Source organism: Streptomyces sp. NPDC054849, assembly GCF_053610945.1.
The window spans coordinates 1-11,492 of record NZ_JBSGZI010000159.1 but is presented as its reverse complement, the minus strand read 5'-3'; the positions used below and the strand labels follow the sequence as shown (position 1 = coordinate 11,492).

The following is an 11,492-nucleotide window of genomic DNA, read 5'->3' as shown; positions in this document are numbered from 1 at the left end:
GTGCTCGCCCGGGGGGCGCGGGGGGGGGGGGGGGGGGGGGGGGGGGGGGGGGGGGCCCCCCCCCCCCCCCCCCCCCCCGCCGGAGCGTGAGCGGTCAGACGAGCTTGGCGCTCAGGGTGATCGTCGTACCGGTCAGGGCCTGGCTGACCGGGCAGTTCTTCTTGGCGTCCTCGGCCGCGGCGACGAAACCGTCCTCGTCCAGGCCCGGCACCTCGCCCTCGGTGGTGAGGTGGATGCCGGTGATGCCCTTGCCGGGTACGAACGTGACGGCGGCCGAAGTGGTCAGCTTGGCCGGCGGATTGCCCGCCTTCGCCAGCACGTTCGAGAACGCCATGTTGAAGCAGCTGGAGTGCGCGGCGGCGATGAGCTCCTCCGGGCTGGTCCGTCCGTTCGCCGCCTCGTCGGTGCGCGCCGGCCAGGAGACCGGGTAGCTGCCGAGGCCGGACGAGTCGAGGGTGACGACGCCCTTGCCCTCGAACAGGTCGCCTTCCCATACGGCGTGGGCGTTGCGTGTGGCGGCCATGGTGGATCCCTTCGTAGAAGTGGGAACGGCCGGGCCCCCGGAAGGGCCCGGCCTTCCCAAACCTACTGGGACACCAGGGGTTTCGCGTCGCGCGCCAGCGCGGTGAGCCGCGATATGGCGCGGAAGTACTTCTTTCGATAGCCGCCGTTCAGCATGTCCTCACCGAACAGCTTGTCGAAGGGGACCCCGGAGGCCAGGACCGGAATCTCGCGGTCGTACAGCCGGTCGGCCAGCACCACCAGCCGCAGTGCCGTCGACTGGTCCGGGACCGGGCCGACGTCGGTCAGGCAGACCGCCGTGATCCCGTCGGTCAGCGCGCCGTAGCGGCTCGGGTGGACCCGGGCCAGGTGTTCCAGCAGGCCCGGGAAGTCGTCCAGGCTCGCGCCCGCGGTCGCGTAGGCGGCTTTGGCGACCTGCTCGTCCGAGAACGGCGCCGGCGCCTCCGGCAGGCCGCGGTGGCGGTAGTCCTGGCCGTCGATCCGCAGCGGCCGGAAGTGCGCCGACAGCCCCTGGATCTCCCGCAGGAAGTCGACGGCGGCGAAGCGGCCCTCGCCGAGCTTGCCGGGCAGCGTGTTGGAGGTGGCGGCCAGCGCCACGCCCTGCTCGACGAGGCGGCTGAGCAGCGAGGACACCAGCACGGTGTCGCCCGGGTCGTCGAGTTCGAATTCGTCGATGCACAGCAGCCGGTGCCCGCCCAGGGTCTGCACGGTCTGCTGGAAGCCGAGCGCGCCGACCAGGTTGGTGAGCTCCACGAAGGTGCCGAAGGCCTTGAGCGCGGGCTCGGCCGGGGTGGCGTGCCACAGGGAGGCGAGCAGGTGGGTCTTGCCGACGCCGTAGCCGCCGTCGAGGTAGACCCCGCGTGGGGCGGTGGGGGCCGCCGGCTTCTTGGAGAACCAGCGCTTCCTGCCCGCGCCGCTCGCGTGCGCCCCGCCCAGCCCGGCGGCGAAGCCGCTCAGCACGGTGACGGCCTCGGACTGGCTCGGCTGGGTGGGGTCCGGGTCGTACGTGTCGAAGCGAACCGAGTCGAACCGCGGCGGCGGCACCATCTCGGCCACCAGCCGTTCGGGCGCCACCCGGGGCTCGCGCGCGCACAGGGCCTCGGGGCCCGCGTCGGCTATCGGAGGCCGGCCGGAGGTGTAACCGGAGGTGGAGAGTGATGTCGACACAGCCCTTAACTCTACGGGGCGTGGCACACTGCACCGATGCGCCGCCTGTTCCCTGTGACCGATCAGACACCAGCCCCGCCCGGGGACCGGACCGACCGGGAGTGGTCGCTCGACGAGCTCGCGGACGCCTACGCGTACCCCGCCCTGGGGGCGGACGGGCACTGGCTGCGGGCGAACATGGTGTCCACCCTGGACGGGGCCGCCCAGCACGACGGCCGCTCGCAGCCCATCTCCGGCGAGACCGACATGCGGATCTTCGGCACCCTGCGGGCGCTGGCCGATGTGGTGGTCGTCGGAGCGGAAACGGTTCGCCAGGAGGGTTACCGCCCGGCCCGGGCCCGGGAGGCCTTCGCGGCCCGCCGCGCCGCCTCGGGACAGGGCCCCGCCCCCGCGATCGCCGTGGTCACCGCGAGCCTGGAGCTGGACTTCTCGCTGCCCCTGTTCACCTCCCCGCTGGTGCCGACCCTGGTGGTCACCGGCGCCGCGGCGCCCGCCGACCGGGTGGCCGCGGCCGTGAAGGCCGGGGCCGAAGTCGTGGTGGCCGGTGACGGCGCGGCCGTGGACGCCGCCCGGGCGGTGCGGGAGCTCGCCGCGCGCGGGCTGCGCCGCCAGCTCACCGAGGGCGGGCCCCGGCTGCTGGGCCAGTTCGTGGCCGCCGACGCCCTGGACGAGCTGTGCCTGACGATCTCGCCGATGCTAACGGCGGGCGGCGCGCAGCGGATCGCCGCAGGGCCCTCCGTCACGGTTCCGCACCGGCTCGCGCCCGCCTGCGTACTGGAAGAGGCCGGGTTCCTCTTCACGAGCTACCGTCGGATCTGACAAGGGGCGGAATTTGTCGTTCCGCTTTGCTTCCGCTGGGCACATGACTGGGCAGACATATCTGCGCAAGGCCCCGCGCGACAGCGGGGCAGGATGGTTTCCGCAGGGGCCGGCCGGCCGGCCTCGGCCCATGAAGGAGAGGGCGTCCGTGTTCACGAGCGTATTGATGATCGAGCAGCCGCTGACCCCGGTGGACGTGGACTTCGTCACCACCCTGCACGGAGACGACCCGGTCTCCTTCGTCGTCCTCATGCAACCCAGGGGCGACCAGGACCGACTGCTGCGCGCCATCGACGACGTAGCGCTCGGTGAGCTCCCCGAGGCCATCCGTGAGGGTGACGAACCCGAGGGCGAGGCCGCCCGCGGCCCCGCCGCACACGCCCTCGCGCACTCCCTGAACGCCCTGCGCCAGAAGGGTGCCAGCGCCACCGGGCAGCTCGTCGAGAACCACCCCCTCGACAAACTGAAGTCCGTCGTGGACGAGACCGGCGCCGACGAGGTGATCGTCCTGACCGCCCCGCACTTCGTGGAGGAGTTCTTCCACCGGGACTGGGCCTCCCGCGCCCGTCACAAGGTCGGCGTTCCGGTGCTCAAGCTCTTCGCCCACAACGAATAGGCTGGGGCCCCAGAGCCCACCGCCCACAAGTACCGCACGCACTCGATCCTGGAGCGACCTGAATGAAGCCCGGCCTGCCGACCGCCATGGAACGGCCCCACTTCATCGGCATCGGCGGCGCCGGCATGTCCGGCATCGCGAAGATCCTCGCCCAGCGCGGCGCGCAGGTGGCCGGCAGCGACACCCGCGGCGACTCCGAGACCGCCGAGGCGCTGCGCGCCCACGGCGCCACGGTCCACGGCGGGCACGCGGCCGGCAACCTCGCGGCCGACTCCACCTGCGTCGTCGTCTCCAGCGCCATCCGCGCCGACAACCCCGAGCTGGCCCGCGCGGCCGAGCTCGGCATCCCCGTCGTGCACCGCTCCGACGCCCTCGCCGCCCTGATGGACGGGCTGCGCCCGATCGCGGTCGCCGGCACGCACGGCAAGACCACCACCACCTCGATGCTGGCGGTGTCCCTCTCGGCCCTGGGCCTGGACCCCTCGTACGCCATCGGCGGCGACCTGGACGCCCCGGGCTCCAACGCCCACCACGGCGAGGGCGACATCTTCGTGGCCGAGGCGGACGAAAGCGACCGCACCTTCCACAAGTACACCCCGCAGGTCGCGATCATCCTCAACGCGGAGCTCGACCACCACGCGAACTACGCGTCGATCGACGAGATCTACGAGTCCTTCGAGACCTTCGTCGGCAAGATCGTGCCCGGCGGCACCCTGGTCGTCGCCCACGGCCAGGAGGGCGCCGCCGAGATCGCCCGACGCGTCGCGGGCAGGGAGGGCCTCACCGTCGTCACGTACGGCGAGGAGCAGGACGCCGACGTCCGGATCACCAAGATCACCCCGCGCGGCCTGACCAGTGAGGTCACCGTCGTCCTGGACGGCCGGATGCTCACCTTCACCGTCTCCGTCCCCGGCCGCCACTACGCGCACAACGCCGTCGCGGCCCTCGCCGCGGGCGTCGCCCTCGGCATCCCGGCCCACAACCTGGCCTCCGCGCTCGGCAAGTACACCGGTGTCAAGCGCCGCCTCCAGCTCAAGGGCGAGGCCGCGGGCGTCCAGGTCATCGACTCCTACGCGCACCACCCCACCGAGATGACCGCCGACCTGGAGGCCATCCGCGGAGCCGCCGGGGACTCCCGGATCCTGGTCGTCTTCCAGCCGCACCTCTTCTCCCGCACCCAGGAGCTGGGCAAGGAGATGGGCCGGGCGCTGGCCCTCGCCGACGCCTCCGTGGTCCTGGACATCTACCCGGCCCGCGAGGACCCGATCCCCGGCATCACCAGCGAGGTCATCATCGCGGCCGCCCGCGCCGCGGGCGCCGACGTCACCGCCGAGCACGACAAGGCGGCCGTCGCCGACGTCATCGCGGGAATGGCCAAGCCCGGCGATCTCGTTCTCACCATGGGCGCGGGCGACGTCACGGACCTCGGTCCGGCCATCCTCGCCCGCCTGACGAACTGACGGCAGGACGAGGGAGCGGGAGAGCGATGTCGTACGAGGTCGAGAAGACGGACGAGCAGTGGCAGGCGGAGCTGACCCCGTCCGAGTACCAGGTGATGCGCCTCGCCGGCACCGAGCCGGCGTTCCGGGGTGAATACACGGACACCAAGACGGAAGGTGTCTACTCCTGCCGGGGCTGCGGGGCCGAGCTGTTCCGCTCCTCGGAGAAGTTCGACTCGCACTGCGGCTGGCCGTCCTTCTACGACCCGAAGGACACCGACGCGGTCGAACTGATCGTCGACCGCTCGCACGGCATGATCCGTACCGAGGTCCGCTGCGCGACGTGCGGCTCCCACCTGGGCCACGTCTTCGAGGGAGAGGGCTACCCCACCCCCACGGACCAGCGGTACTGCATCAACAGCATCTCTCTGCGCCTGACCCCGGCCTCCGACGAGGCCTGATCCCCCGGCACGTCCAAGGGCCCTCCCGACCGCATACCGGTCGGGAGGGCCCGCCCATGCTCGGGGGATGTGTCGCGCAGGTGGCCGGAACCCTCCCGTCCTGATGTCGAGGACATCGCGGTTCGAATCCGATCCGGACTCTGGCCTGGGGCGATCCGACGCCGATAGCACGCATCGCCACCGAAGACACCTATCCGATTTTTCGATGTGTCTGGTTATGATCGGCACCCTCAGATCCCGTCACGGCCGGACCGGTTGTGGCCGACCCTTTTTCGGCACCGTGCCCGGTCCGGCCGCCCGGCCCGCCCCCGACGTCCCTCCGCCGTCCCCCGCACCCGAGGACCGATGCCTCCCATGGAACCCGAAGGCGTACGAGGGCAGTCGACGGCCCGTCGGTGGAGAACCGTGCGGCTGCGCACCCTGCTCATCTGGCTGGCCGTGGTCCCCACCGTGGCGATGGGCACCCAAGTGGCGCTGAGCGCCCAGCGGTTGCTGGCCCAGTCGGAGCAGCTGCGGGCCGACGTGGTGGCCGCCGAGCGGGTCGGCGCCCCGCTCTACACCCTCATGACCGACGTGCAGGCCGAGCGGACGGCGACCGCCGCCCAGTGGGCGGGCACCGACGGGGCCGAGGACGACCTGCGCAAAAGGCGCGCGGCCACGGACCTCGCCGCGGCCGAGTTCCGCGGACTGGCGGGCGACCCCGACCGGTCCTTTTCGGAAGTGACCCGCCAGCTCGACAAACTGGCCGCGTACCGGCAGCGCGCGGACACCCGCAGCGGAACCGCCGACAGCACCCTGGCCTACTACTCCGACGTGATCGGCAAGGTCATCCAGGTCTACCAGCAGGAGTTCAGCCACGCGGAGGACGCCGAACTCGCCCAGGCGAGCCGGCCCGTGGTGGCCATGCTCCAGGCCGCCGAGATGGTGGCGCGCGAGGACACCGTCCTGGCCCTGGCCGGGCCGTCCGGAGAACTGACCTTCGCCGGCTACGACCAGTTCATCAGCGCCCTGGGGGCTCAGCGGTACCTGCACGAGGCGTCGATCGTGCCGCACCTGGCGGCGCGGGACCAGCGGTTCTACGAGCGGGTCGTCGGGTCCGCGGACTGGCAGACGAAGACGCGCATCGAGAACGCGGTCCTCTCCGGGCACAAGGACAGCGTCTCCGGCATCAGACTGCCGGCCGACGTCGGCGACTGGCCGTCCGCGCACACGAACTTCTCGGTGCAGATGACCACGCTCAACATCGACCTGGCGCGCGACGTGCTCCGGCGCGGCGAGGCCAAGGCCGCGGCACTGCAGACCGAGGTCGCCTGGCTGATCGGTGGAAGCGCCGGCGGGCTGCTGGCCGTCGTGGTCGTGGTCGTGCTCACCACCCGGTCGGTGCTCCGCCGTCTGCACGACCTGCACGAACGCACGGTGACCGTCGCCGAGGAGACCCTCCCCGACGTCGTCGCCCGGCTCCAGCGCGGGCAGTCCGTCGACGCCGACGCCCTGCCCGCGGTGACCGGCGACGGGGACGAGGTCGGGCGCATCAGCGACGCGTTCGCCCGGGTCGTCGCCGTATCCGTCGACGGGCACCGCCAGCTCGCCGCCGAGCGCCACGGATTCGGTCTGTTCGCCTCGGGCATCGCCTCCCGCACCGGAAACCTGGTCAGCCGCCAGCTGAGCCTCACCGAGGACCTGCAGGACACCTTCGGCCACGACGAAGCGCTGCTCGCCCAGTTGATGCGGGCCGACCAGCTGACGGTGGGCATGCGACGGCAGATCGAGAACCTGCTCATCCTGGCGGGCGGCGAGGTCCCCGACCCGCACACCGAGCCGATGCGCGTCGCCGACCTGCTCCGCGAAGCCGCCGCGGAGGTCGAGGACTTCCGTCGCATCGAGCGGCAGGCCCTGGACGAGACCAGCGTGGAACCGCGTGCGATCAGCCAGATCAGCCACCTGCTCGCGGAGCTGCTGGACAACGCCACCCGGTTCTCCCCGCCCCGCTCGAAGGTCGTCATCCGCGCCGAACTGGTCGCGGAGGGGCTGTCGGTGGAGATCGAGGACTGCGGGCCGCGGGTGAGCCCCGAGCGCTACGAGGAGATGAACGGGCGCCTGCACCAGGCCCCGCCGTACTCCGTCCTCGCGCAGAACGCGCACCGGCTCGGGCTGTTCGTGGTCGGCCACCTCGCCGACCAGCTCCAGGCGACGGTCACGCTGCGCCGCTCGGTGTTCGGAGGGACGTCCGCCGTGGTGATCCTCCCCGGGGAACTGCTGGTGGCGACCGGAGCGGAGACCCCGCGCGAGCCCGCGCGGCCGGTCCCGCCTCAGGCCCCGGCCCCCGAGACGCCGACCCCGCCGCCGGCCGCCGCCACTCAGCCCGAGCAGCTGGAGCAGCCCGATCAGCCCGAGCAGGAGCGCGAGACCGCGCCGGAGCCGGTCCTGCACACGAGCGCCGGTCTGCCCAGTCGCCGTACGAAGGCACTCGCGCCCGTGGCCGTGCCCGCGCTCCGGCCGGATCCTGCGGACGGCCCCGCGCGCCCGGCCCTCCCCGAGCGCGTCCCGCAGACCCACATCGCCGACCAACTGCGCGCGCCCCGCGCGCCGCAGACGCCCGTCCGGCCGGACACCGAGACACCCGAAGAGGTGGCCGACGCCTGGGCGGACTACGAACAGGGGACCCAGACAGTGGAAGAAGAGCTCCGACGGGATCAGCCATGACCACCTCACCGAACACCGCCGCATCCAACGACGCCGTCTACAGCGTCCTCGACAACAACCTGAGCAGGATCGCGGGCATCCAGGGAGCCGTGCTCCTGTCCAACGACGGAATCCGGCTCAGCGCCTACCTGCTGGACCAGCCCCAGGCCGAGCGCATGGCGGCCGCGGCCTCCGGCATCGCCTCGACGATGAAGGCGATATCGCGGGAGATCGACGGCGGCGGCGTCATCCGCCAGCTCGTCGAGATGGACGACAGGTACCTCTGCATCGTGGGATGCGGTGAGGGCAGCACGCTCATCGTGGTGACCTCCCGCAAGGCCCGCCTCGGCGAGCTGGGCGGCGAGGCCGTACGCACCGCCCAGGCACTCGGCGAGTGGCTGGGCACCCCCGATCGCGCCCAGGTGCCGACCTCGTAATGCCGCAGGACGAGCAGCCCGCGAGCCGCCGCCGTACGCGGCTGTACGCCCTGACCGACGGACGTACGGACGCTGCGCACACCGTCCTCACCATGGACACCACGATCACGGCGGCGGCCGTCGACGACGCGCAGGGCGCACTCCCCACCGAGTGGCAGGAGATCCTCGCCATGTGCGCGCCGCCGGGCGGGCGGGCGGTCGCCGAGATAGCGGCGCGGATGCACATCCGCCTCACCCCGATGACGCTGCTCCTCGGTGAACTCGCCGACCGCGGGCTGATCCACCACCGGCCGCCCCTGGCGGCCTCCGACACCACCGACGTCCACCTGCTCATGAGAATCAGGGACAACCTTGCCCGGATATGACACGCCCGCCTCCCGGGAACCGGCCCCGGTCAAGATCCTCATCGCCGGTGGGTTCGGAGTCGGCAAGACGACCCTGGTGGAGACGATCTCCGAGATCGAGCCGCTGCGCACGGAGGAGCGGCTGACGGCCGCGGGCGTCGGCGTCGACGACCTCGACGGCATCGAGTCCAAGACGGTCACCACCGTGGCCATGGACTTCGGCCGGCTCACCCTCACGGACGCCGGAGTCGTCCTCTACCTCTTCGGCACCCCGGGCCAGGAACGCTTCTGGTTCATGTGGGACGACCTGCTGAACGGGGCGCTCGGGGCGATCGTGCTGGTCGACACCCGGCGCCTCGACCGCAGCTTCCCGGCGGTCGACTTCTTCGAGAGCCGGCAACTGCCCTTCGTGGTCGGCGCGAACTGCTTCCACGGCGAACAGCCGTACACGGCGGAGGAGATCGGAGCGGCCCTGCACCTGCGCGATCCCGACACGCCCGTCCTCATGCTCGACGCCCGCTCCCGTGCCGACGTCCGCGCCTCCCTGCTCTCGCTGCTCGACGTGCTCATCGCCAAGGCGCAGGCGCCGGAGGCCGTCAGCGGCTGACCCCCGGACCGGGCGCGCCCGCCGAAGCCCCCGAGGCCACGGACGCCAGGTAGTCCGCCAGGGTCCGGCCCGGAGTCCAGCCCCGGGACCGGGCCCGGGTGAGGTCCAGGACGACCGGGTGGGCCAGCTGGTCCACCGCGTAGCGGCTGAGGGCCGGCTCGGCGCGCGCCACGGCCTCCGCGATCCGGGCCGCCGTACGGGCCACGGGCAGCGGGAGGTGACGGATCCGGGCCCGGACGCCGTGGGCGCGCAGGACCGCCCGGACCGCGGCGTCGCGGGCGTACGGCTCCGCGTCGGCGATGTTGTACGCGCCCGGCGGCCATGCGGGAGCCGCCAGGCAGGCGTCCGCAAGGTTCTCCACCGCGGTGAGGCTGAGCGGTACGTCCGGGCCCGGCAGCAGCAGGGTGCCCGCCCGGACCCGTGACAGCAGCCGCGGCAGCAGCGCGGTGTCGCCCGGGCCGTAGACGGCCCGGGGGCGCAGAACCACCGCTCCGGCGGCGAGGGCGAGGTCCTCGCCCGCCGCCTTGGTCCGGCCATAGGCGTTCAGCTGCCCGGTGCGCGGGTGCTCCTCGCCGACCAGACTCCGGTCCGGGCGCGGATCGTAGACGCTGGCGCTGCTCACCCACACCAGAGGGCGTCCGCCCGCCGCCCGGAGAAGCCGCTCCGTGCCGTCCACGTTGACCGCGTGCATCTGCGCTTCGGCCGGGGAGCCGGGGGCGGGGTCGCCGACGGCTGCGGCGCAGTGCACCACCACGTCGACCCCCGTGAGGTCCGGATCGGCCTGTGCGGCGTCCCAGTGGCGGTGCTCGCCGAGGGGGCCGGGCCGGCGTCCCACGCACACCACCTCCGCCCCGTGCGCGGCGGCCGCCCGGGCCACGTGTCCGCCGCAGAAGCCGCTCGCCCCGGTGACCGCGATGCGGATGCTCATGCGCCCGCCCTCACCCTCAGCGAGCGCCAGGCGGGCAGGGCGGCCCGCCGGTCCACCCGGGCCCGCGTCACGACGGGCCGGTACAGGGCCAGCTCCTGCAGTACGTCGGCCAGCTGGACGCGCGCCAGACGGGCCCCGGGGCAAGTGTGCGGCCCGGCCCCGAACACCAGCTGGGCGGTCCCCGGCCCGGCCGGCCGGCGGGCGTCCGGGTCGCGGCGGTGCGCCTCGGCGGCGTGCCGGGCCACCAGCAGCAGCCGGTCGTCGCCACGCACCGGGCAGCCACCGACGACCCCGCCCGCCGCGGCCACCCGGGGCAGCAACGGCGAGGCTGCGGTGACCCGCAACAACTCGTCCGCGAGCACCGGTCGCAGCCGGGCGTCGGCGGCGTCCTCCCACAATCCCGCGTCGGCGCACCAGGCCACGGCCCGGGGCAGCGCGGCGACGGTGGTGTTGACGGCGGCCACGGCCACCATCGCGCGCAGCGCCTGATCGCCGGAGCCGGAGCCGGAGCCGGAACCGGTGCTGGAGCCGGTGCCGGTGCCTGAGTCCGCGCCGGCGGCCGAACCCGAGGGCGTGCCGGGGCCAGGGGAGGGGGAGGGGCAGAGGCCCGTGCCCGCGCCCTTGTGCACACCGGTCCCCGTCCCCGAACCCGTGGAGTCCAGCAGCGCGCTCAGGCGCTCCGCGGTGCGGATCGCGGCCGACTCCGCGCCGGGTCTGCGTGGCCCGGGCAGGTGGCTGCGCACGGAGGCGGCGGCGGCTTCCGCGGCGGCCTCCGCCACCGCACGGGGATCGGCCTGCGAGCCCAGCAGGGCGCACACCACCGCCCCGGACAGCTCCTGTGCCAGCTCCACGAGATCCACCTCCCCGCCCTGGGCCAGCGGCGCGAGGCGGCGTACGAGCAACGGCCGCCACACCGCGCGGAGTTCCTCGACCCCGGCCGCGCCGAGCCCGCCCGCGAGGCTCCGCCGGTCCGCCCGGTGCCCGCCGCCCTCCTGGTCGAACAGCACGCCCCCGCCGTCGCGCAGAGCGGCGCGCGCGGCCGCGCCCGTCGTTCCGGCCGCCGTCCGGTCGAGCGGCAGCCGGGTCAGCGCCTCCCGGTAAGCGGCCGCGTCGTGCACCAGCAGGGTCCGGCCGAGCCGGCGCACCGGCCGCCCGCGGGTGGCGGCGAGCAGTCCGAACAGCACGGGATGGCTGCGCAGATAGACCCGGCGGTCGCGCCGCCGGGCCCGCGCGTGGGACGTGGTGCTCATCGGGGGTGTACCTCCGTGGAATCGGCGGGCCCGGGGGCAAAGCCCGGGGGAAGGCGGGGAAACAGGGGAAGGCCGGTAGGGCGGGGAATGAGGGGAAGGCCGGCAGGGCGGCGCAGGCCGGACAGGCCGGACGGGTCGGACGGGTCGGACGGGCCGGACGGGCCGGGCGCGGGGCCCGCGGGCCCGGCCGGGGACTTGAAGGCCCCGGGCCCCGCGGCCC

12 protein-coding genes are annotated in these 11,492 nt (G+C 73.6%); 8 read left to right on the top strand and 4 right to left on the bottom strand.

Annotated elements, in window-relative coordinates; translation table 11 throughout:
- Window positions 1-94 precede the first annotated feature (94 nt).
- Window positions 95-523, bottom strand: a complete 429-nt coding sequence (locus tag ACWGIF_RS36705; protein WP_356812550.1) for an OsmC family protein — start codon at window positions 521-523, stop codon at window positions 95-97.
- A 62-nt stretch (window positions 524-585) separates the two neighbouring features.
- Window positions 586-1,641 (bottom strand): cell division protein ZapE, encoded by a 1,056-nt coding sequence (gene zapE / locus ACWGIF_RS36700; RefSeq protein WP_453504060.1) that lies wholly within the window; start codon window positions 1,639-1,641, stop codon window positions 586-588.
- Window positions 1,642-1,725: 84 nt separating this feature from the next.
- On the opposite strand from zapE, the gene ACWGIF_RS36695 reads away from it, so the two are divergent.
- The 8 genes from ACWGIF_RS36695 to ACWGIF_RS36660 all read left to right on the top strand — a co-directional run bounded on the left by ACWGIF_RS36695 (window position 1,726) and on the right by ACWGIF_RS36660 (window position 9,094).
- Window positions 1,726-2,508 carry a pyrimidine reductase family protein gene (locus tag ACWGIF_RS36695; protein WP_453504058.1) on the top strand — a complete coding sequence of 261 codons (783 nt, stop codon included), beginning with the start codon at window positions 1,726-1,728 and terminating at the stop codon, window positions 2,506-2,508.
- A gap of 148 nt (window positions 2,509-2,656) precedes the next feature.
- A complete protein-coding gene (locus tag ACWGIF_RS36690; RefSeq protein WP_453504057.1) occupies window positions 2,657-3,124 on the top strand; it encodes an indole-3-glycerol phosphate synthase in 468 nt (155 codons plus the stop codon).
- Between the two features lie 62 nt (window positions 3,125-3,186).
- Window positions 3,187-4,584 (top strand): UDP-N-acetylmuramate--L-alanine ligase, encoded by a 1,398-nt coding sequence (gene murC / locus ACWGIF_RS36685; RefSeq protein ID WP_453504055.1) that lies wholly within the window; start codon window positions 3,187-3,189, stop codon window positions 4,582-4,584.
- Window positions 4,585-4,610: 26 nt separating this feature from the next.
- A complete protein-coding gene (msrB, locus tag ACWGIF_RS36680) occupies window positions 4,611-5,024 on the top strand; it encodes a peptide-methionine (R)-S-oxide reductase MsrB (protein WP_453504054.1) in 414 nt (137 codons plus the stop codon).
- 405 nt (window positions 5,025-5,429) lie between these two features.
- Window positions 5,430-7,727 (top strand): nitrate- and nitrite sensing domain-containing protein, encoded by a 2,298-nt coding sequence (locus ACWGIF_RS36675; protein ID WP_453504052.1) that lies wholly within the window; start codon window positions 5,430-5,432, stop codon window positions 7,725-7,727.
- Window positions 7,724-8,143, top strand: coding sequence for a roadblock/LC7 domain-containing protein (locus ACWGIF_RS36670; protein WP_453504051.1), 420 nt, complete (start codon window positions 7,724-7,726; stop codon window positions 8,141-8,143). Before ACWGIF_RS36675 ends, ACWGIF_RS36670 begins: the two co-directional genes overlap by 4 nt.
- The gene (locus ACWGIF_RS36665; RefSeq protein WP_453504050.1) at window positions 8,143-8,508 is read left to right on the top strand and encodes a DUF742 domain-containing protein; all 366 of its coding nucleotides are present in this window, start codon (window positions 8,143-8,145) and stop codon (window positions 8,506-8,508) included. Before ACWGIF_RS36670 ends, ACWGIF_RS36665 begins: the two co-directional genes overlap by 1 nt.
- Window positions 8,495-9,094, top strand: coding sequence for a GTP-binding protein (locus tag ACWGIF_RS36660; RefSeq protein ID WP_453504048.1), 600 nt, complete (start codon window positions 8,495-8,497; stop codon window positions 9,092-9,094). Before ACWGIF_RS36665 ends, ACWGIF_RS36660 begins: the two co-directional genes overlap by 14 nt.
- Here the strand turns inward: ACWGIF_RS36660 and ACWGIF_RS36655 are convergent.
- Together ACWGIF_RS36655 and ACWGIF_RS36650 are read right to left on the bottom strand one after the other, a co-directional pair.
- Entirely contained in the window at window positions 9,084-10,022 is a 939-nt protein-coding gene (locus ACWGIF_RS36655) for an NAD-dependent epimerase/dehydratase family protein (protein ID WP_453504047.1), read from the bottom strand. The genes ACWGIF_RS36660 and ACWGIF_RS36655 overlap by 11 nt on opposite strands.
- Window positions 10,019-11,272, bottom strand: a complete 1,254-nt coding sequence (locus tag ACWGIF_RS36650; RefSeq protein ID WP_453504045.1) for a cytochrome P450 — start codon at window positions 11,270-11,272, stop codon at window positions 10,019-10,021. The genes ACWGIF_RS36655 and ACWGIF_RS36650 overlap by 4 nt, the downstream gene beginning before the upstream one ends.
- Between the last annotated feature and the right edge of the window lie 220 nt (window positions 11,273-11,492).